The organism is Streptomyces parvus (genome assembly GCF_014648875.1).
GTDB classification, from domain to species: domain Bacteria; phylum Actinomycetota; class Actinomycetes; order Streptomycetales; family Streptomycetaceae; genus Streptomyces; species Streptomyces parvus.
In genome coordinates this window covers 358541-378253 of the sequence record NZ_BMRY01000008.1, presented here as the reverse complement: position 1 = coordinate 378253, position 19713 = coordinate 358541, and the positions used below count along the sequence as shown (strand labels likewise).

17 protein-coding genes are annotated in these 19713 nt (G+C 73.2%); 5 read left to right on the top strand and 12 right to left on the bottom strand.

What is annotated here, in order from left to right; all coding sequences use genetic code 11:
- Window positions 1-5 precede the first annotated feature (5 nt).
- Window positions 6-533, top strand: coding sequence for a methylated-DNA--[protein]-cysteine S-methyltransferase (locus IE140_RS25235; RefSeq protein ID WP_088573897.1), 528 nt, complete (start codon window positions 6-8; stop codon window positions 531-533).
- Between the two features lie 129 nt (window positions 534-662).
- On the opposite strand, the gene IE140_RS25230 is transcribed toward IE140_RS25235, so the two are convergent.
- Window positions 663-1247, bottom strand: coding sequence for a TMEM165/GDT1 family protein (locus tag IE140_RS25230; protein ID WP_030722252.1), 585 nt, complete (start codon window positions 1245-1247; stop codon window positions 663-665).
- A 381-nt stretch (window positions 1248-1628) separates the two neighbouring features.
- Between IE140_RS25230 and IE140_RS25225 the strand changes: the two genes are divergently transcribed.
- On the top strand, window positions 1629-2033 hold the full coding sequence (locus IE140_RS25225; protein ID WP_150197090.1) for a (2Fe-2S) ferredoxin domain-containing protein: 405 nt from the start codon (window positions 1629-1631) through the stop codon (window positions 2031-2033).
- Between the two features lie 28 nt (window positions 2034-2061).
- Here the strand turns inward: IE140_RS25225 and IE140_RS25220 are convergent, their stop codons facing one another.
- Both IE140_RS25220 and IE140_RS25215 read right to left on the bottom strand, forming a co-directional pair.
- Window positions 2062-3963, bottom strand: a complete 1902-nt coding sequence (locus tag IE140_RS25220; RefSeq protein WP_150197091.1) for a helix-turn-helix domain-containing protein — start codon at window positions 3961-3963, stop codon at window positions 2062-2064.
- A gap of 88 nt (window positions 3964-4051) precedes the next feature.
- On the bottom strand, window positions 4052-5440 hold the full coding sequence (locus IE140_RS25215) for an MFS transporter (RefSeq protein WP_150197092.1): 1389 nt from the start codon (window positions 5438-5440) through the stop codon (window positions 4052-4054).
- 195 nt (window positions 5441-5635) lie between these two features.
- Here IE140_RS25215 and IE140_RS25210 point away from each other — a divergent pair, with 195 nt between their 5' ends.
- Complete coding sequence (locus IE140_RS25210) at window positions 5636-6226, top strand: TetR/AcrR family transcriptional regulator (RefSeq protein WP_093437992.1); 591 nt, start codon at window positions 5636-5638, stop codon at window positions 6224-6226.
- Between the two features lie 25 nt (window positions 6227-6251).
- Here IE140_RS25210 and IE140_RS25205 read toward each other — a convergent pair whose 3' ends face one another.
- Window positions 6252-7280 carry an SMP-30/gluconolactonase/LRE family protein gene (locus IE140_RS25205; protein ID WP_150197093.1) on the bottom strand — a complete coding sequence of 343 codons (1029 nt, stop codon included), beginning with the start codon at window positions 7278-7280 and terminating at the stop codon, window positions 6252-6254.
- 190 nt (window positions 7281-7470) lie between these two features.
- Between IE140_RS25205 and IE140_RS25200 the strand changes: the two genes are divergently transcribed.
- Window positions 7471-9279, top strand: coding sequence for a flavin-containing monooxygenase (locus IE140_RS25200; protein ID WP_150197110.1), 1809 nt, complete (start codon window positions 7471-7473; stop codon window positions 9277-9279).
- Between the two features lie 56 nt (window positions 9280-9335).
- Entirely contained in the window at window positions 9336-10124 is a 789-nt protein-coding gene (locus IE140_RS25195; protein WP_150197109.1) for an SDR family NAD(P)-dependent oxidoreductase, read from the top strand.
- A gap of 38 nt (window positions 10125-10162) precedes the next feature.
- On the opposite strand, the gene IE140_RS25190 is transcribed toward IE140_RS25195, so the two are convergent.
- The 8 genes from IE140_RS25190 to IE140_RS25155 all read right to left on the bottom strand — a co-directional run bounded on the left by IE140_RS25190 (window position 10163) and on the right by IE140_RS25155 (window position 19713).
- Window positions 10163-10972 carry an SAM-dependent methyltransferase gene (locus tag IE140_RS25190; RefSeq protein ID WP_150197108.1) on the bottom strand — a complete coding sequence of 270 codons (810 nt, stop codon included), beginning with the start codon at window positions 10970-10972 and terminating at the stop codon, window positions 10163-10165.
- Window positions 10973-11072: 100 nt separating this feature from the next.
- Entirely contained in the window at window positions 11073-12722 is a 1650-nt protein-coding gene (locus IE140_RS25185) for a PP2C family protein-serine/threonine phosphatase (protein ID WP_109180715.1), read from the bottom strand.
- 220 nt (window positions 12723-12942) lie between these two features.
- Window positions 12943-13854, bottom strand: coding sequence for a LysR family transcriptional regulator (locus IE140_RS25180; protein ID WP_150197107.1), 912 nt, complete (start codon window positions 13852-13854; stop codon window positions 12943-12945).
- A gap of 114 nt (window positions 13855-13968) precedes the next feature.
- Window positions 13969-14748 (bottom strand): S1 family peptidase, encoded by a 780-nt coding sequence (locus tag IE140_RS25175; RefSeq protein WP_032777024.1) that lies wholly within the window; start codon window positions 14746-14748, stop codon window positions 13969-13971.
- 244 nt (window positions 14749-14992) lie between these two features.
- Entirely contained in the window at window positions 14993-15790 is a 798-nt protein-coding gene (locus IE140_RS25170; RefSeq protein WP_093437972.1) for a 3-hydroxybutyrate dehydrogenase, read from the bottom strand.
- 139 nt (window positions 15791-15929) lie between these two features.
- Entirely contained in the window at window positions 15930-17414 is a 1485-nt protein-coding gene (locus tag IE140_RS25165) for a 3-hydroxybutyrate oligomer hydrolase family protein (protein WP_229826898.1), read from the bottom strand.
- An 89-nt stretch (window positions 17415-17503) separates the two neighbouring features.
- Window positions 17504-18811 carry an extracellular catalytic domain type 1 short-chain-length polyhydroxyalkanoate depolymerase gene (locus tag IE140_RS25160; RefSeq protein WP_150197106.1) on the bottom strand — a complete coding sequence of 436 codons (1308 nt, stop codon included), beginning with the start codon at window positions 18809-18811 and terminating at the stop codon, window positions 17504-17506.
- 239 nt (window positions 18812-19050) lie between these two features.
- Complete coding sequence (locus IE140_RS25155; protein WP_150197105.1) at window positions 19051-19713, bottom strand: 3-oxoacid CoA-transferase subunit B; 663 nt, start codon at window positions 19711-19713, stop codon at window positions 19051-19053.

Genomic DNA, 19713 nt, shown 5'->3' with positions numbered 1-19713 from the left:
TCTCCATGACCCCCGCAACCCCCACGACCCCGGCCAAGCAGCACACGGTCGTCGACAGCCCCTACGGCCCGCTGACGCTCGTCGCCACCGACGGCGTCCTGTCGGCCCTCTACATGACCGACCAGCGTCACCGCCCGCCCGAGGAGACCTTCGGCGTACCGGACCCGGAGCCCTTCGGCGAGGTGATCCGGCAGCTCGGCGAGTACTTCGCCGGCGACCGCACCGCCTTCGACCTCCCGATGAACCTGGCGGGCACCCCGTTCCAGCGGAGCGTCTGGGCGGAGCTGCTGAAGATCCCGTACGGCGAGACCCGGACGTACGGCGAACTGGCCGAGGAGCTCGGCAAGCCGGGCGCCTCGCGGGCCGTCGGCCTGGCCAACGGCAAGAACCCGGTCGGGATCATCGTCCCGTGCCACCGCGTGATCGGCGCCTCCGGGAGCCTCACCGGATACGGCGGCGGCCTGGACCGCAAGCAGCGGCTCCTCGCCTTCGAGAGCGGCGGTACGGGGGAGGAGGCGCCGGCCCTGTTCTGAGCGCGGGGCGGGGGCGCACCGAAAGCTGCGAGCGGGGGCACATCGAAGACCGCGCGCGGAGGCGCACCGAGAACCCGCCGGGCGGGGGCGCCCGGAACCGGAACGCCCCCGCCCCGCCGCGCGCCGGCCTCAGCCGGTGAAGATCTCCACCGCCGTCCAGATGGCGAGGCCCAGCATGCAGAGACCGCCGATGCGCTGTACGGTCTTCAGCGGTACGCGCTTCGCGATGAACTTGCCCGCCAGCAGCGCCAGGGCCGACACCGACATCAGGGCCGCGGCCGAACCGATCGCCGTGGACCAGGTGCCGTTGCTCGCCGCGAGGTTGGCGGTGGTGATCTGCGTCAGATCGCCCCACTCGCTGATGAAGACCGCCATGAACGCGGTCGAGTAGACCGGCCAGAAACCGGTCACCGTCTTCACCTCGGTCTCGTCATCGTCGTCCCCGCCGCTGCCGCGCAGCAGGAGGAACGCGCCGAGCGCGAAGAGCGAGGCCGAGACGAGCTTGACGATCCAGTCGGGCAGCAGCCCGATGAGGCTGCCCGCACCGACGGCGATGGCGACGTGCACGATGAACGCGGACGACGTGCCGAACCACACGTAGAGCGGGCGCATCCGCGTGCCCATGGCCAGCGAGGCGAACATCGTCTTGTCGGGGAGCTCCGCGAGGAAGATCAGCCCGAAGGCGGTGAGGATCGCCAGGAGGTCGAGATGCATTCCGGGTGGCTTTCTGTGCGAGCCGGGCCCCGGATCTTCGCGAAGCGCCGCACGGGCTTTTCGGAGGACCACTCGGCCCGGCATGACGGCATCGCCCACAGGGTGTGGGCGTGTCATACAGGACCGAAGGTCTCGCCCGCCCGTGAAGTCCTTCGCAGGATCCACGAGCCCGGCCACCGGGAACCCGAGGGCTCCAGTGTGTCGACGACCGGTTTGCGGGGCTACTCCCCTTCGCAGCCGTCAACGATACCGCACCCGGCTCGGCGAGGGTGCTGGTGTTCGAACGGCGGACGTCTCGGTAGAGTCGTGGTGATCACCCGGACCGGCGGTGGTCCTCACCAGACATCACCCCCTCCTCTCTCCGTGACGGGAAGTGCCCCGATGAGCCGCCGCCCCCGCAAGGACGTGCCCGCCCAGGGCGCCGGCCGCCCCACCGTCAGCGTCTGCCGGGGCTGCTGCTGCGGCACCGAGAAGATCCCGGGCATCGACCACGCGGCCCAGCTGGCCCGGCTGCGCTCCGGTCTCGAGGGCGCCGCCACCGTACGGGCGGTCGAGTGCCTGGACGCCTGCGAGCAGGGCAACGTGATCGTCGTCCAGCCCTCCGCGGAGGGGCGCAGGGCCGGTGGCCGGCCGGTCTGGCTGGGCCTGGTCAACGACGAGCACGCCGAGCAGGACATCGTGACCTGGGCGGCGGCGGGCGGCCCGGGAGTCGCGGACGCCCCGGACATCCTCGACCTGTACGTCTTCAAGCCCTCGCGCCGGGTCTCGGCGGGCCTGGACGGCTGAGAGCCTTCCCCCGAAGGGATGCGGCCCCTCACAGCCCCCGGGTCAGCCGGTGCAGTCGCAGGGCCAGTTGGATCTCCAGTGTCCGGGCGGGCGAGTTCCAGTCCGGGCCCAGGAGCCGGCCGATGCGCTCCAGCCGCTGCACCACCGTGTTCACATGCACATGGAGCAGCGTCTTGGTCCGGGTCAGGCTCGCGCCCTCGGCGAAATAGGCGTCCAGCGTCGTGACGAGGTCGGTGCCGCGCCGGCTGTCGTAGTCGAGCACGGGCCCCAGCGTCCGCTGGACATAGCCGCCCAGGTCCGCCTGGTCGCCCAGCAGTACGCCGATGAATCCCAGGTCCGCGACGGCCGCGCCGCTCCCGGTGCGGCCGAGGGCACGCAGTGCGGAGAGGCAGCGGTCGGCCTCGCGGTGAGCGTCGGGCAGCTCGGCCGGGCCCGTGGCCGGACCCGCGGCGCCGACCGTCACGGGGAAGCCGACCGCCTGGCCCAGTTCGGCGGCGAGTGCCTGCGCGGACGGCCCCGGCGCGTCCGACGGCGCGATCAGGACCACGTGGTCGTGGTGGAGCCCGGCAAGACCGTTGAGGGCCTGCGCGCTGCGGGCGGACGCGGCCAGCAGCCGGTGGCGGGGGGCCACCTCGCTGTGCGCGACGAACACGCTGTGCCGACGGTTCAGATTGACGCCGAGCCGGCGGGCGCGCGCCGCGAGGGTGCCCGGGTCGCCGGTGCGCGCGAGCAGATCGCCGAGCAGCTCCCCCCGTACCCGGTCCTCCGTCTCGGCGACCGAGCGGCGCAGCAGCATGAGCAGCGCGGTGACGACACTGGCCCGCTCGAACAGCAGCCGGTCGGCGTCCGCGAGCCCGGCCCGGCCGGTCAGGGCGATGGAGCCGAGGAGCTCGGGCCCGGCGAGGACGGCGCAGACCCAGGTGCCGTCCAGCGGCACCGCTCGGCCCCGGGCCCGGGAGGCCGACACCGCCGGGATCGGCTGCGGCAGCGGCTCGGTGCGGGCCCGGGCCAGCTCGGCGCCGTCCGCGTCATGGATGAGGATCCCGCCGTCCAGGATGTCGGCGAGCGCCGCCGCCACGTCGTCGGCGCCGCCGCCCCGGAGCACCAGGTCGGTGAGCTGGTCGTGGGCCTCCTCGGCGCGGCGCATGGCCTCGCTGTGGGTCCGGATGGTCTCCGACGCGGCGTTCAGGTCGACCAGCGCGGCCCGGGTCTCCTCCAGCAGCCGGGCCCCGTCGATGGCGATCGCGGCATGGTCGGCCAGCGAGGACAGCAGCGCCACCTCGGTCGCCGTGAACTCGCGGGGCGACCGGTCGGCCGCGTACAGCACGCCGATGATGCGGGCGCCGAGGCGCAGCGGTACGCCGAGGATCGCCCGCAGCCCCTCGTCCAGGACCGCGCTGTCGATGGTGGTGGTGTGGTGGAACCGGGTGTCGGCCTGGTAGTCCCCGGTCGCGTACGGGCGGGCCGTCTGGGCCACCAGCCCGCCCAGGCCCTCGCCCATGCCGAGCCGCACCCGCTGGAACGCCTCGGCCACCGACCCGTCGGTGACCCGCATGTACGTGTCGCCCGCGGCGTCGTCGTTGAGCGAGAGATACGTGACGTCGGTGCCGAGCAGCAGCTTCGCCCGGTGGACGATGGCCCGCAGCACGGCGTCCAGGTCCCGCAGGGCCGCCAGGTCGCTGGCCGTGTCGAACAGGGCGGTGAGCTGCGCCTCGCGCACCCGGTGCTGGCCGAGCGTGCGCCGGATGCGCAGCGCCACGGCGGCGGCCTCGGCTATCTCGGCCAGCTCGGCGGCGGAGGCACCGGCCTCCCGCGCGGCGGCGGCCGGCCGGTCGAACTCCTCGGCCGCCGCACCCTGCGCCAGCAGGTCGAGGAGGAGCCGCAGGGCGGACGCGGAGTGCTGGGCGGGGCGTGTCACGCCGGTGAGCATACGGTGATCGCCTCCCGGGAGGGGCCTGCGGGAACAGCCCTCCCGCGCACCGCGTACGACGCGGTCCGGCACGCGGGAGGGCGGGGGATCAGCGGCCGAGCGGGACCGAGTCCTTGACGGTCGCGTCCGGCGCGGGCGGGACGGAACGGTTCAGCCCGTCCTTCGTCAGGTCGCGGCCACGGGTCTCCTTGGCCACCCAGACCGTCACCGCGGTGACCAGGGAGGCGAAGCAGAGGTAGACGGAGATCGGGACGGACGACTCGTAGTCCTTGAGCAGTTCGACCGCGATCAGCGGGGCGAGCGCGCCGCCGATGATCGAGGCCAGCTGGGAGCCCATCGAGGCCCCGGAGTAGCGGACCTTCGTGTCGAACAGCTCCGAGATGAACGCCGCCTGCGGACCGTACATCGCGCCGTGCAGCAGCAGGCCGAGGGTGACCGCGAGAACGATGACGGGGAAGGACTCGGTGTCGAGGAGCGCGAAGAACCCGAACGCCCAGGCCGCCATACCGACCGCGCCGATCAGGGTGACCGGGCGGCGGCCCAGCCGGTCCGAGAGCGCACCCCACAGCGGGATGGTGACGAAGTGCACCGCGGAGCCGATCAGGACGGCGTTGAGGGCGTCGCTCTTGGACATCTCCAGGTGCACGGTCACGTAGACGAGCAGGAAGGCGGTGAGGATGTAGTACGAGATGTTCTCGCCGAAACGCGTGCCGATCGCGAGGAGCACCTCGCGCCAGCTCTTGCGGAACACCTCGACGACCGGGGGCTGTTCCTTCTCGCCCCGGTCGGCCGCCTCGGCCGACCGGCGCTGCGCCTCCAGGAAGACCGGGGACTCCTCGACCGAGATCCGGATCCACAGGCCGATCATGACGAGGACGCCGGACAGCAGGAACGGGATGCGCCAGCCCCAGGCGAGGAACGCCTCGTCGGACTGGACGGCCGCGAGCAGCGCCAGGACGCCGGTCGCCAGCAGATTGCCGCCGGGCGCACCGGACTGCGGCCAGGAGGCCCAGAAGCCACGCCGTTCGTCGCCGCCGTGCTCGGAGACGAGCAGCACCGCGCCTCCCCACTCGCCGCCGAGCGCGAAGCCCTGCACCAGGCGCAGGACGGTCAGCAGGATCGGCGCCCACACCCCGATGCTCGCGTGGGTGGGCAGCAGACCCATGGCGAAGGTCGCGCCGCCCATCATGAGCAGGCTGAGCACGAGCAGCTTCTTGCGGCCGATCTTGTCGCCGTAGTGGCCGAAGACGATGCCGCCGAGCGGACGGGCGGCGAAGCCGACCGCGTACGTGAGGAACGCGAGCAGCGTGCCGACCAGCGGATCGCTGCTCGGGAAGAAGAGCGAGTTGAACACGAGCGCGGCGGCCGAGCCGTAGAGGAAGAAGTCGTACCACTCGATGGTGGTGCCGACGAGGCTGGCCGCGACGATGCGCCTGATGGATCCTGAGGATTTCGGGGAGGGAGTTGCGGCGACCATGTGCACCACTTCCAGGCGTGTGCGGGGACGATTCGGTGTCGCCATACCGTAGAAACACGCAGTTCAGAGGCGTATATGGCAGAACACCATAGTTATGGGGGAGAGAGTGAGTGCCCCCACCATGGCGATGCCGCTCCCACGCCGTCGGCGAGGCCGCGGGGGAGGCCGGACGGGGCCCGCCGGTAGGCTGCCGGGGTGGTGGAGCACAGCGAGCAGCACGGGCGACGGCCCGCGAACGACGGGCCGAAGGCCGCCGCCCGGAACCGGTCCGCTCTCGTCACCGCCGCCCGGGAGGTCTTCGCGGAGCACGGCCTGGAAGCCCCGCTCTCGGCGATAGCGCGCCGGGCCGGGGTCGGGCAGGGCGTTCTCTACCGGCACTTCCCCGACCGGGCCGCGGCGGTCGCGGCGGTCCTGGAGGAGAACGTGCGGCAGATCGAGCAGGAGGCCGAGGGCCGGGACGCGACCTTCGCCGGGGTGCTCGGGGTGCTGACGTGGCATCTCGCGGACTCGGCGGCCTTCATCGGCCTCCTCCACGCCGAACGGGCGGGCAGCCGCTCGGGCATCCGCCGTCACGTCCTCGGACTGTCCGAGCGGGTGGAGCGCGCCCTGCGGCGGCACCTCCCCGCCGAGCACCGGCTCGGCGCCGGGGACGACCTCGCGCTCGCCGTCGCCATGGTCTCCGCCGCCGTGATCGGCCCCACCCGCGCGGAGCGTGAACTCCGGGCGCTGGCCGCCTGGCGGCTGCTCGGCGTCGAGGTGGGACCGGTACGGGCCTTCGCCGGGTGAACCGGGGCCCGGCCGGTGGACGCTCTCAGCCGCCGTTGGACTGCCGGGTGCCCTCGGCGAGAGCGTCGAAGGTGTAGAGGTAGCCCCCGGCGGGACCGCTCACCGTCAGGTACGCCTTCGTCCCGCCGGGCGTGATGGCCACGTTCGTCGCCGACTCCAGGCCCTTGGCGTGCGCGGGCAGTTCGACCGTCGCCAGCCGCTCGCCGTGCGGGCTGAAGACGGCCATGGCCGCCCGGCCGTGCAGCCCCTGGTAGAGGTTGCCGTCCGCGTCCACGGCGATGGAGTCGGTCTGGGCGATCCCTCCGTCGACGCGGACGGCGGTGTGCCGGGACGTCACCGCGCCCGCCCCGTCGAGGCGCAGGTAGGTGATCCGGTTCTCTGTGAGCTCGCTGAACCAGAGGCCCCGGTAGTCGGCGTCGAAACTGATGCCGTTCGGCGCTGCCAGGTCGTCGGCCAGCACGGTGGCCTCGCCGCTCTTCCGGTCGATCCGGACCACCCGGCCGCGTGCCGTGCCCTCGGACAGGCCGCGTGAGTCGCTGACGTACAGGTTGCCGCTGGGGTCGAAGGCGATGTCGTCGGGGTTCATCGACGCTCCGTCGACGTCGCCGGAGAAGACGGTCCGCGGGTCACCGCCGCCGGGGGCCAGGCTCACGATCTCGCCGTGCGCGAAGTCGCTTAGGTGGAGCCGCCCGTCGTACGGGCTGAACTGGGCCGAGGTGTAGGTCCCTCGGGCGTCGGTGTGGACCGCCCGGGAGGTCTTCCGCCGGACGTCGACGCGCATGACCTTGGGCTTGCCCTCGGGTGCGGTGACGTCGACGACGTACAGGCCGCCGTCCTCGCCGAACACCGGCCCCTCCAGCAGGGTCATCCCCGTCTCGCCGTGCACTTCGGTCAGTTGCATGAACTGCTGCGCCCGGATCGTCCGGCTTCCGGAGGCGGAGTGGGTCTCCCCTCCGGGCGTGCCGCTCTGGGTGCCGCAACCGGTGAGGAACAGAGCGCCGATGGTGACGAGAGCAGAAAGGGGCCGGGCCGGTCGTCGCTGGGTGAGCCGCATGGGGGATCGCTCTTCCTGTCCAGGGGGAGGGGGAGGGGGGCCGGAGTGCGGAGTACGGGGGCCGGGGAGCCCCTGAGCCGGACAGCGCCGGGCTGCCGGACACCAACCGGACAGTGCTGTCCGGTAGTTGCTACCGTAGCGGACGGCGGCCCGCCCCGGGCTGCTCCACCGCACGGAATGAGGAACCCCCATGACGACTCCTCACACCCCGGACCCCCACGAGCTCGCCGCCCTGCGGGAGCGCTACCGCCTCGAACGGGAACGGCGCGTCCGTCCCGACGGCGCCGCCCAGTACCGGGACGCCGACGCCGAGTTCGGCTACTACGCGGCCGATCCCCACACGGAGGGACCGGCGGACCGCGCCCCCCTCCACGACCTCGTCGACGTCGCCGTCATAGGCGGCGGGTTCGGCGGCATCCTCACCGGGGCCCGCCTGCGGCAGCAGGGGGTGGCCCGGGTCCGGATCGTCGAGAAGGGCGGCGACTTCGGGGGCACCTGGTACTGGAACCGCTACCCGGGCGTCCACTGCGACGTCGAGTCCCACGTGTATCTGCCGATGCTCGACGAGACCGGGTACGTCCCCGAGTGGAAGTACGCCCCCGGGGACGAGATCCGCCGTCACGCGGTACGGATCGCGACCCGGTTCGACCTCTACGCCGACGCCCTGTTCTCCACCGGAGTCACCGCTCTCACCTGGGACGAGGCGTCGGAGACCTGGCTCGTCTCCACGGATCGCGGCGACGACTTCCGGGCGGCCTACGTCGTCAGCGCCACCGGCACCCTCACCGACCCGAAGCTTCCCGGCATCCCCGGCATCGAGGACTTCGCCGGTCACACGTTCCACACCTCGCGCTGGGACTACGCCTACACCGGCGGAACGCCGGAGGGCGGCATGACCCGTCTCGCGGACAAGCGGGTGGGGATCGTGGGGACCGGGGCCACCGGCATCCAGGCCATCCCGATGCTGGCCGAGGACGCCGGACACCTCTACGTCTTCCAGCGCACCCCCTCCACCGTGGACGAGCGTGCCAACCGCCGCACCGTCCCCGGGGACGTGGGCGCCGGCCGCGCGGGCTGGGCCAGCGAACGGCGGGACAACTTCCTGCGCATCGTCTCCGGCGAGAGCGCCGGGCGGGACCTCGTCGCGGACCGCTGGACCACGTCGGCGGGGCTGCTGGAGAAGCTCCTGCCGAGCTTCCGTCGCCACGGCGACCGGCACACCTTCGAAGCGGCCTACGAGGCGGCCGACGCCGCCAAGATGAACGAGCTGCGCGCCCGGGTCGACCGGTGCGTCACGGACCCGGAGGCGGCGGAGAAGCTCAAGCCCTGGTACCGCTACGCCTGCAAGCGGCCCACCTTCTCCGACCTGTACTACCCGGCGTTCAACCGCGACAACGTCACCCTGGTCGACACCGCCGACACCCACGGCATCGAGCGCGTCACCGCGGACGGGGTCGTCGTCGGCGGCACCGCGTACGCACTGGACTGCCTGATCTTCGCCACCGGTTTCAACGTCGGGACCTCCGGCATCCACTCGGGCAGGCTCCCGGTACGCGGCCGGGGCGGCGTCCACCTGCTCGACCGGTGGCGGCGGCAGGGCCCCCGTACGCTGCACGGGTTCACGAGCAACGGCTTCCCCAACCTCATCCAGCTGGGGACCCTTCAGAACGCCAGCAGCGTCAACTTCACCCACATCCTGGACGAGCAGGCCGTCCACGCCGCCGCCCTCGTCGCGGCGGCCGAGGCGGACGACGCCCTCATCGAGCCCTCTCCCGCGTCCGAGGACGCCTGGCTCGCCGTCCTGGCCGAAGGGGCTCCCGACCACGAGTGGTTCCACGCCGAGTGCACCCCCGGCTACTACAACCGGGAGGGCCGGGGCAGGCCCAACGGCCCGATCGCCTATCCGCACGGGGCCGTCGCCTTCCACCGCCTCCTGGGGGAGTGGCGGGAGAAGTCCCTGTCGGAAGTGCTGCGTTCCCGGACCGTTCCGCGAGCCTGACCCGCTCCGTTCCGCCCTCGCCCGGACAACCCCCCGACCATCGAGAGGACTTCACCATGAAAGCAGCAGCATCCGGCAAGGACGCCCCCGCCCGCCCGTACCGCGGCGTGATCGTCACCGGGGCCGCGTCCGGCATCGGCCGCGCCGCCGCCCTGGCCTTCGCCGCCCAGGGGGACCACGTCCTGGCCGCCGACCTGGACGCGAGCGGGGTCGAGGAGACCGTACGGCAGATCACCGCCGCCGGGGGCGCCGCCCTGACGGCGATCGGCGATCTGGCCGAGCAGCGGACGGTGGACTCCCTGGTGGAGCAGGCGGTGGCGGAGTTCGGCGGGATCGACGTCCTGGTCAACAACGCGGGCGTCATGGACCGGATGTCGGCCGCCCACGAGACCGACGACGCGGAGTGGGAGCGGGTGCTGCGGGTCGACCTCACGGCCCCCTTCCTCCTCACCCGCGCCGTCCTTCCCCACATGCTGGCCCGGGGTAGCGGGTCCCTGGTCTTCACCGGCTCCGAGGCCGGCCTGCGCGGCGGTGCGGCCGGAGCCGCGTACACCGCCGCCAAGCACGGGGTCACCGGTCTCGTGAGGAACCTGGCGGTGATGTACCGGGGGCAGGGCATCCGGGCCAATGTCGTCGCGCCGGGCCCCACCGCGACCGGCATCGGCGTCGACGCCCGCCCCGACGCGCACGGCCCCGCCGTCGTCAAGGGCCTCATCGGCGCCGGCATGGGACGGCTCGGTTCGGCGGACGAGCAGGCCGCCGCCATCGTCTGGCTCGCCTCCGAAGCGGCGTCCTTCGTCAACGGCGCGGTGCTGCCCGTGGACGACGGCTGGTCGGCCGTCTGATCCGGCCCGGCGCTCCGGTGGCCGCGGGCGGGGGCAGGTCAGGGCTTGCGGGCGACCGCTCCGTACATGGCGATGTCCCGGCCGTCGATGTTGTTCTGCTCCGGGCCGGGGTGCCACCGGTGCACCTGGGTGATCCCCGGTTCCGCCAACTCCAGGCCGTCGAAGAACGAGGCGGCGGCGGGCAGGTCGCGCAGGACGAAGGGCATGCCCTGCCGGCGGTACTCCCGCGCCACCCGGTTGACCTCGTCCGGTGCGAAGTCCGCCGTGCCGATGGTCATCGCGAGATGGCTGCCCGACGGCAGCGGGTCCAGCAGGTGCTGGACCAGCCGCCGGTCGTCCGGCGGCTCGATGAAGTGCATGATGCCGATGACCATGAGACCGACGGGCCGGTTCAGGTCGATGAGTTCACGGAACTCGGGGCTGCCCAGGATGGCGTCCGGGTCGTGCATGTTCGCGTCCACGTAGGCGGTGGCGCCTTCGGGGGAACTCTGCAGGAGGGCGCGGGCGTGAGCCAGGACGATGGGGTCGTTGTCGACGTAGACCACATGCGACTCCGGCGCCGCCTCCTGGACGATCTCGTGCAGATTCGGTGAGGTGGGCAGGCCGGTCCCGATGTCCAGGAACTGCCGGACGCCGCACTCCTCCGCGAGGAAGTGGGCGGCGCGGTGCATGAACCGGCGGTTCTCCATCATGTGGACGGGAAGGGCGGGCCAGTGCCGGCACATCTCGTCGCCCGCTTCGATGTCCGCGGGGTAGTGGTCCTTGCCGCCCAGGATGTAGTCGTACACCCGGGCGGAGTGGGCGCGGGAGGTCACGAGTCCGGCCGGGGGGTCGTTCGGCGCGTTCATGCGGAGCTTCTTTCGTCCGAGGACGGCTTCGAGGACGGCTTCACCGAGGGTAGGGAGACACTCCGGCGGCCGCAAACGGTGTCGCCGTCGTCCGAGGCGCTCATGCGTCCGGCTCCGCCTGCAGGGCGATGACGGCGATGTCGTCCCGGCGGTGGTGCGGCGAGGGCAGCAGGCCCCGGATCAGGGACGGCAGTGCCAGGCCCCGGCGGACCAGCGCGTCGGAGCGTTCGCGCAGGCGCCGGAGGTTGTCGGTGATGTCCGTGTCCGGCGTCTCCACGAGACCGTCGGTGTAGCACACCAGGATGTCGCCCTTCCGCAGGGCCGCGTGGAGCGTGGTGCGGGACAGGCGGTCGGCGACGCACAGCGGCGGGTCCGGAGCCGTGGGACCGTGCAGGAACCGTGACGGCGCGTCGGCCGGGATCAGCAGGGGCGGCGGGTGGCCGGCGTTGGACAGGGCGATGCGCCAGCCGCCGTGTTCCCTCCGGTGCAGGATCGCGTGCACCACCGTGACCATCGACGGACTGTCGAGCGCCTGGACGATCCGGTCGAGCCGGCTCAGCGTCCTCGCCGGGCTGGCGGCCGGACCACTGTCGTACGCGAGTCCCCGCAGGATGCTGTTGACCCGTCCCATCGCCGTGGCCGCGTCGAGGTCGTGGCCCGCGATGTCGCCGACGGACAGGGCGAGCGAATCGGCCGAGAGCCGGACGGCGTCGTACCAGTCCCCGCCGACCTCCGCCGCCGAGTCCGCCGGGTGGTAGAGCGCGGCGATGGCAAGACCGTCGACGGACGGCGGCGGAGCCAGGAAGGACTGCTGGAGCGCGAGCGCCGTGCCGCGGATGCTCTGCAGCTCCATCGTCCGGCGCAGCGGCCCGCTCATCTGCTGGAAGACGTCCCGAAGCAGGGAGAGGTCGGCCTCGTCCGGCGGCGGGTTGCCCCGGCAGGTCGCGATGGTCGCCAGCGCGACGGTCCGGCCGTCCACCACGACGGGCAGCAGGGCGACGCCGGTCGCCCCGGCCTCGCGCAGCCACCGCACGGAGACCTCGGAGAGTCCCTCGCCGGTGGGCCCGCCGGGCGGGAAGACCAGCAGCCGCGCCTGCTGGCTCTCGATGGCCCGCCGGGCGATGGGCCCGAGCAGGAAGTCGGAGTCCAGCGGGGGAAGGGCGGGCAGCCCGGGAGCGAGGCCCACCCGCTCCGGCAACGCACCGGCCGCTGCCCCGGAAGGGCCGCCGACCGCCTGGACACCGTCCCGTACGCGGAAGACGGCCACGGCGTCGGCGAGTTCCGGCACCACGGCCGCCGCCGTCGTCAGGAAGGCCTCCGAGAGATCGTGGGCCGCGGGCACCGCCGCCATCCTGGCCAGCAGCTTCTCCCGCATACGGCTGCGCCAGTGCTCCTCGGCGTCGGTGGCGGTGCCGACCCATTCCACCTCCCCGTCCCCCTCGACGACGGGCGCGGCGACGATCTTGACGTGGCGGAAGCGGTCGAGGACGCCGTCGAGCCGCACCCGGACGATCGTGTCGAGGGGGGACCGCTGCCGCGTGGCCCCGCGCCAGGCCCGCTGGAACCAGTCCCGGTCCTTGGGGTGCACGGCGTCCATCCACGAGGCGCCGGCGTCGGGGTGCCAGAGCTTCTCGGCGATGCCGCCGCCCGCCAACAGGGTGACCTCACCGCCGGGCGACATCACCCACACGGACTGCGGCACGGCGCCCATGAGCGCCTGGTACCGCCTGAGGAGCCGTTCCTCGTTCACGGCCGCGCCCTCTGCCGCCCGGCCGACGGGCCCTTGGGCCCGGCCGGTGGCACGGCGTGCCCTCCCGCCGTCGCTGCCCGCCTCCGCCCGGCCGGCTCTCCGGCCGGGACCAGGGGATCATCGCCGCTCATACTCCGATGATCCCCCGCATCGGGGACCCCGGCACCCCTGCGCGTCGCCGAGGGCGCCCGGCCCGGCCGGCACACCGGTGCCGGGCGGTTCAGCCCGGTGTGACGCAGCGGGCCTCGAACGCGGCCCGGACAAGATCGAGGAGGAGGGGGCGGGCCCCGAAGAGGGGCGAGTCGCGGTGCACGGCGAGGAGATGTCTCCCGAGCAGCGGGTCGCCCGTGAATCTGCGCATGACCACACCCTCGCGCGCCCGGGCGGCCCCCTGTGCCAGAGAGACGCCGACGCCCTGGGCGATCAGGTCGCAGAGGACACTGAGGTCCCCGATCCGGTGGGGCGACACCCGGGGAGCGAAGCCGGCCGGGGCGCAGGCGTCGGCCAGGGCGCCGTAGTCGTCGCAGCCCGCGTCGTACGGCGGGAGCAGCCAGGTCTCGTCGGTCAGGTCCGCGAGGCCGACACGGTCCTGTCCGGCGCGGGGGTGGCCCGCCGGCAGGATCACCACGACGGGCTCCAGTCCGATGACGTCGACGACGACCCCCTCGGGCAGGGGCACGCCGAAGCCGTCCAGGTCGACCATGCACCCGGCGTCGACGGACCGGTCCGCCACCGCGTTCATCGCGTCCCCCGTGGACGGGAACTGGACGAAGGTCACCGGATTGCTCACGGCGGCGGGCAGGTGCAGCGTCAGATGGCTCAGCATCGGCCCGGAGCTGCCGCCGACCGTCACCGGCTCCGCGCCGTCCGCCGGGCGGAGCCGGTAGCCGCGGATCCGGTCGGCGCTGGCCACCGCCGTCCGCGCGTGCGTGAGCACCAGTTCGCCGGCCCGGGTGGGCACCACGCCCCGGGCCGAGCGCTCGAAGAGCGGCTGACCGAACGACGCCTCGATCCGCCGCAGTTGGGTGGTCATGGCCGGCTGGGAGAGAAACAGGGCGGCGGCCGCCCTGGTCAGGCTGCCCGCTTCGGAGATCGCCAGCAGAATGCGGAGGTGCCGCAGTTCCAGGTCCATGGCTGAATGAGGCTAGTTCACTCGCGCATGTCATGTCCATGTGTGCGGCGTGTGTGGGTCGGGCGGATCGGGCGGGCCGGACAGTCGCTCGCCCGGCCCGCCTCCGCGCCGTGACTACAGCGCGCCGGTGTACTGCTGGATCCAGGACCGCCAGGCGGCCAGGTCCGTGTAGACCGCACCGCCGACACCGCAGGTGCTGCTGTTGCTTCCGCTGCGGCTGGTGGCGCCGGCCAGTTCGAGGCGGCCGTTCCGGTTGACCAGGGCGGGGCCGCCGGAGTCGCCGTAGCAGGCGGTGTTGGCGGTGGTGCCCGCGATGCACAGCTCCCGGCTGTTCACCATGCCGGAGCAGGAGCTGTCGGGCAGCACCTTGGTGTCCAGCTGCTTGAGGTAGCGGGGCGCCGAGGAGGAGCAGCCGCGCTGCGGGCAGGTCTGGCCCCAGCCGAGCAGGCGGGTGGCGGAGTTGTCGGCGGGGGTGGCGCCGGTGATCGGCACGGGCGTGTTGGAGACCTGGCTGCTGAGACGGAGGAGGGCGATGTCCTGACCGGGCATGCTCTGGCTGCTGGACGGGCGGACGATCTGCGAGACGCCGGCGAGGGTGCCCCCGCTGAGGTGGTCGTTGGAGCCGATCCGGACGCGCAGGGCGGAGGCCGGAAGCGGTCCGTTGCCGTACGTACAGTGCAGCGCCGTGACCATCCAGCCCGGGGATATCAGCGAGGCGCCGCAGTAGTGACGGCCGTTGACCTGGATGGAGCCCATGAACGAGTAGGTGGAAGTGGCCTGTTCGCCGCCGACGATGGGTTTCGGGGCGGCCGACGCGGTGCCGGTGAAGGCCGGGGCGGCGACGGCCACGCCGAGGGCGATGCCCGCGGCGACCAGGGAACGGGGCAGGAGCATGGGAGATCCTTCGTGAGGGTGGCATGGGGGGTGCGGGGATGACGGGCCGGTCCTTCGCTCGCGGTTCTTTGTTCGTGAACCGTCAACCTGCCGTCCACAGGAGTATGTGAGGCCGGCGAACCGGCCCGCCAATGTCAGCGGCCCATAACGTCCGGGAGTACCGGGCGGTAGAGGCCTTTCGGTACTCCCGGTCCATCGGACGGTCCCGGTCCTCCCGGCCGAACCGCCCCGTCGCCCGGCCTCGTCAGTGGGCGCCCCAGCCCCCGTCCACGGGGAGCGAGGCGCCGGTGATGTATCCGGTGTGCGGGCCGCAGAGCCAGAGGCAGACCGCGGCGACCTCGGCGGGCTCGATCAGCCGCTTGATCGCGGAGCGCTCCAGGAGGATGCCGGTGACGACCTCCTCCGGAGGGATCCCGTGCGCGGCGGCCTGGCCCGCGATCTGCCCCTCCACCAGGGGGGTGCGGACATAGCCGGGATTGACGCAGTTGCTGGTCACCCCGTGCGGGGCGCCCTCCAGAGCGGCCACCTTGCTCAGTCCCTCCAAGCCGTGCTTGGCGGCGACGTAGGCGGACTTGAAGGCGCTGGCCCGCAGCCCGTGCATGCTGGAGACGTTGACGATCCGGCCCCACCCACCGGCGTACATGTGCGGAAGGCACCGCCGCATCAGCAGGAACGGGGCGGTCACCATCACCTGCTGGATCAGCGCGAAGCGGGCCGGCGGAAACTCCTCGATGGGGGAGACGTGCTGCAACCCGGCGTTGTTGACCAGGACGTCCACCCCGGCCGGCAGCGTCCCGACCGCCTCCGCCTCGGCCAGGTCCACGACATGGGCCACCCCGCCGATCGCGGCGGCGACGGACTTGGCGCTCTCCGCCTCCCGGTCGACCACGTGCACCAGGGCCCCGGCGGCGGCGAGCGCCTCGGCGGTGGCCCGCCCGATGCCGCTGCCGCCGCCGGTGACGAGGGCGGTGCGCCCCCGGAGGTCCACGGCCCCGGCGCCCGGCGCCGGGGAGGCGGAGGCTGCGTGAAATTGACTCGTCATGGCCGGAACGCTAGAGACGCCCGGCCGGACATCCCATGGCGTGAATCTCCACAGTGGGCGGGAAGGAGGTGGTGGACTTCGCCACCAGGCCGGCCACCCGGCCGCCACCCACCCGGCCACCTGGCCGCCACCCGCCCGGTTACCCGTCGAGCGGGCAGCGGGCGAGCCGCTCGGCGGGCGTGGCCTTCGCGGGCAGCTTCAGGGTGCGGCTCGACGGGGGCCGCCGCCCGTCGTCCAGCCACCGTTCCAGCGCTTCGGCCGCCGAACGGTGGCACGGCACGAGCGGACGCAGCCGCTCGGGGAAGGTGTCGACGAGCGAGTCCACATGCGTACCGCCCTCGACGCGGTAGTAGCGGTGCAGCGCGCCCCGGCCCTCCTTCCGCACCATCCGCGCGTACGTGTCCGAGGTCCGGGAGATCGGGAGCAGCACGTCCAGGGTGCCGTGGAAGCTGATCAGCGGCTTCCCGATACGGCCGGTCAGCGCGATCTTCGCGACCGCGTCGCGGACCTCGTCCGGCCGCTCCGCGTACGCGTAGTCGGCGTCGCAGGCGGGGGTCCCGGGGGCGCAGAAGGGCGTGCCGGCCTCGGTCGCGCCGTCGAAGGCGGGGTCGAGCTCCTCCCGGTAGATCCGCTGGGTCAGGTCCCAGTAGTACTGGTGGTGGTACGGCCACAGGAACTCCGAACCGGCCGGATATCCGGCGGCCGTCATGGTCCGGTGCGCTTCCCCGGCGCCGGCGCCGGCGCCCCCGGCCGCGTAGCGCGGGTAGGCGCGCAGGGCGGGCGGCAGGAAGGTGAGCAGATTCGGCCCGTCCGCCCGCCAGAGCGCCCCCTCCCAGTCCACCCCGCCGTCGTACAGCCCCGGATGGTTCTCCAGCTGCCAGCGCACCAGATAGCCGCCGTTGGACATGCCCATCGCCAACGTGCGGGAGGGAGGCCGCAGATAGCGCTGGGCGACCACCAGCCGGGCCGCGCGGGTGAGCTGGGTGAAGCGGGTGTTCCACTCGGCGACGGCGTCACCGGGCGCCCGGCCGTCCCTGTGGAACGCGGCCGAGGTGTTGCCCTTGTCGGTGGCGGCGAACGCGTAACCCCGGGCGAGCGCCCAGTCCCCGAAGGCCCGGTCGTTGGCGTACTGCTCGCGCACCCCCGGCGAGCCGGCCACCACCAGACCGCCGTTCCAGCGGTCGGGGAGCCGGATGACGAACTGGGAGTCGTGGTTCCATCCGTGGTTGGTGTTGCCGGTCGACGTGTCGGGGAAGTGGCCGTCGATCTGGATGCCCGGTACGCCGCTGGGGGTGGCCAGCCCTTCCGGCGTGAGCCCCGCCCAGTCGGCCGGGTCGGTGTGCCCGGAGGCCACCGTCCCCGCCGTCGTCAACTCCGCCAGACAGTCGGCCTCTTGGCGGTCGGCCCCGGGCACGCGGAGGATGTCCTGCCGGGCGCAGTGCCCGTGCCCGCCGGAGTCCCGGTCCGGCGGTGCCGCGGCGGACGGGGCCGCCGTCCAGGCCGTCAGCACGGCCGCCGCGACCGCAGCCCCGCGCAGCCACCGGCCCCGGGGCGGGCGGCGGGCCTCGTCGTGTCGTGGTCCGGCGCGCCGGGGTGCCGGTGGTGCCGGGGGTGGGGTCAGCATGAGAGGTGCCTCCGTCGGGATGGGCGATGTGCGGGTGGCCGGTATGCGGGACGGCGAGACGCGGGTGGCCGATATCCGGGTGGCCGGTATCAGGGGCAGGAGCCGTCGGCGACGGCGTAGTGGCCCGCCGGGGACTCCTGGAGGGTGTGGGTCACGAAGGTGTTGTAGAGCCCCAGGTGCTGGCCGGAGCCCTTGGCGTACACCTGGCCGCCGGTGGTGGTGGCCCGGCCGGCGCGTACGTGCTCGTAGTTGTTCGCCGACCAGCAGGCGGCGGGCTCGGTGGGCGGGTCCACGGGCGGCTCGGGAGTGGTGGTGCCGTCGAGGCCGAAGAACCGGGTGATCCAGTAGGAGGAGCAGACCGAGTCGATGAAGTGCTGGGTGCCGGTCGCGCCGCACTGCTCGGCGCCGCTGCCCGGATCGACCGGGGTGCCGTGCCCGATGCCGGGCACCCGGTTGACCTCGACGGCACTCGCGCCGCCGTCCGCGGCCAGGTACTCGCTCCTGCGGGTGCTGTTGGGGCCGATCGTGGAGGTACGGTCCGGGGTCTGGCCGAGCCCGTGCACCGCGGTCCACTGGTCCCGCAGCTCGTCGGCGTTCCTCGGGGCGACGGTCGCGTCGTTGTCCCCGTGCCAGATCGCCACCCGGGGCCAGGGGCCCGCGAAACCGGGGTGCGCGTCCCGGACGGCCTGCGCCCACGCCGCCGGGGTGCGGTCCACGCCGGGGCTCATGCAGCCGAACGCCGAGACGACGTCGGTCCCGCAGCCGTACGGGATTCCGGCGACGACCGCGCCCGCGGCGAACACGTCCGGGTAGGCGGCCAGCATGACGGAGGTCATCGCCCCGCCCGCCGAGAGGCCCGTGACCTGGACCCGGCCGGTGTCCACCCCGTAGGCGGTCGCGGCGTGCGCGACCATCTGCCGGATCGACGCGGCCTCGCCCTGGCCCCGCCGGGTGTCGCCCGGCTGGAACCAGTTGAAGCACTTGTTGGCGTTGTTGACGGTGGTGGTCTCGGCGTACACGACCAGGAAACCGTGGCGGTCGGCGAAGGTGTTCAGACCGGAGTTGTCGGAGTAGACCTGAGCGCCCTGGGTGCAGCCGTGCAGGGCGACGACCACGGGCGCGTTCGCCGGCAGGGCCGCGGGCCGGTACACGTACATGTTCAGGCCACCGGGGTTGGCCCCGAACGAGGTGACCCGCTCCAGGGCCGCGGCCGCCCGCGCCTGTGCGGGTTCCGCGGCGCTCGCCCCGGCCGCCCCCGGTCCGGCCAGCGCCGCGCCGGTGGCCAGGGCGACGACGGCGACGAGGCGGCGGGCGGTACGGTTCCACCTTCCGCCGCGCCGTGCCCCGGGGGGCCGGGCGCCGGGCGGAGCAGGGTGCGAGGGAACGACGTACGACATGGTGACCTCCCGTGGGACGGTGCACGGGATCGCCCGTGATCCCGTGACCCCGGCCGGGACACGCAGGGTGGCGGCGGATGCGGCCGAGGTGCGGTCACCGTAGGAAGCGGGCGGGAGGCCGGGTAATGGCGATGCCCTCCACAACCGGCCCGGGAGCCGGGGGCCACGACCTGTTGCCGGGAGGACGCCCGGCTGCTACGGGGGAAGCCGAAGGGCTTTCGGGTCAACACGCCGACCGCTCAGGTCACTTGGGTCACCGATGTCAGGCCGGGCGCCACGGTCAGCTCCGCCCCGGTCGCGGCCCGCACCTGATCGACCGTCACCCCGGCCGCCACCTCCCGCAGCAGGAAGCCGTCCGGGGTGACGTCGAGCACCGCGAGATCCGTGATGATCCGGTGCACGACGCCCCGGCCGGTCAGCGGCAGGGAACACTCCGCGAGGAGCTTGGGGGAGCCGTCGCGTGCCGTGTGCTCCGTCAACACGATGACGTGCCGGGCCCCGTGGACGAGATCCATGGCGCCGCCCATCCCCTTGACCATCGAGCCGGGGATCACCCAGTTCGCCAGATCGCCGGAGGCGGACACCTGCATCGCCCCCAGGACCGCGACGTCGATGTGCCCGCCCCGGATCATCGCGAAGGAGAGCGCGGAGTCGACGCAGGACGCCCCGGGCAGCAGCGTCACCGTCTCCTTGCCCGCGTTGATCAGGTCGGCCCTGACCTCGGACGCGACGGGGGAGGGGCCGACGCCGAGGATCCCGTTCTCCGACTGGAACACCACCTCGACGTCGTCCGGCACATGGTCCGGGATGAGCGTCGGCAGCCCGATGCCGAGGTTGACGTAGGAGCCGTCGGGCAGCTCCCGCGCGGCACGGGCCGCCATCTGCGTACGAGTGAGGGGCAT

Excerpts from the sequence above, each read along its gene's own strand:
- IE140_RS25235 (WP_088573897.1), top strand. The coding sequence starts at position 6 with ATGACCCCCGCAACCCCCACGACCCCGGCCAAGCAGCACACGGTCGTC.
- IE140_RS25230 (WP_030722252.1), bottom strand. The coding sequence starts at position 1,247 with ATGCATCTCGACCTCCTGGCGATCCTCACCGCCTTCGGGCTGATCTTC.
- IE140_RS25225 (WP_150197090.1), top strand. The coding sequence starts at position 1,629 with ATGAGCCGCCGCCCCCGCAAGGACGTGCCCGCCCAGGGCGCCGGCCGC.
- IE140_RS25220 (WP_150197091.1), bottom strand. The coding sequence starts at position 3,963 with ATGCTCACCGGCGTGACACGCCCCGCCCAGCACTCCGCGTCCGCCCTG.
- IE140_RS25215 (WP_150197092.1), bottom strand. The coding sequence starts at position 5,440 with ATGGTCGCCGCAACTCCCTCCCCGAAATCCTCAGGATCCATCAGGCGC.
- IE140_RS25205 (WP_150197093.1), bottom strand. The coding sequence starts at position 7,280 with ATGCGGCTCACCCAGCGACGACCGGCCCGGCCCCTTTCTGCTCTCGTC.
- IE140_RS25200 (WP_150197110.1), top strand. The coding sequence starts at position 7,471 with ATGACGACTCCTCACACCCCGGACCCCCACGAGCTCGCCGCCCTGCGG.
- IE140_RS25195 (WP_150197109.1), top strand. The coding sequence starts at position 9,336 with ATGAAAGCAGCAGCATCCGGCAAGGACGCCCCCGCCCGCCCGTACCGC.
- IE140_RS25190 (WP_150197108.1), bottom strand. The coding sequence starts at position 10,972 with ATGAACGCGCCGAACGACCCCCCGGCCGGACTCGTGACCTCCCGCGCC.
- IE140_RS25180 (WP_150197107.1), bottom strand. The coding sequence starts at position 13,854 with ATGGACCTGGAACTGCGGCACCTCCGCATTCTGCTGGCGATCTCCGAA.
- IE140_RS25175 (WP_032777024.1), bottom strand. The coding sequence starts at position 14,748 with ATGCTCCTGCCCCGTTCCCTGGTCGCCGCGGGCATCGCCCTCGGCGTG.
- IE140_RS25170 (WP_093437972.1), bottom strand. The coding sequence starts at position 15,790 with ATGACGAGTCAATTTCACGCAGCCTCCGCCTCCCCGGCGCCGGGCGCC.
- IE140_RS25165 (WP_229826898.1), bottom strand. The coding sequence starts at position 17,414 with ATGCTGACCCCACCCCCGGCACCACCGGCACCCCGGCGCGCCGGACCA.
- IE140_RS25160 (WP_150197106.1), bottom strand. The coding sequence starts at position 18,811 with ATGTCGTACGTCGTTCCCTCGCACCCTGCTCCGCCCGGCGCCCGGCCC.
- IE140_RS25155 (WP_150197105.1), bottom strand. The coding sequence starts at position 19,713 with ATGCCCCTCACTCGTACGCAGATGGCGGCCCGTGCCGCGCGGGAGCTG.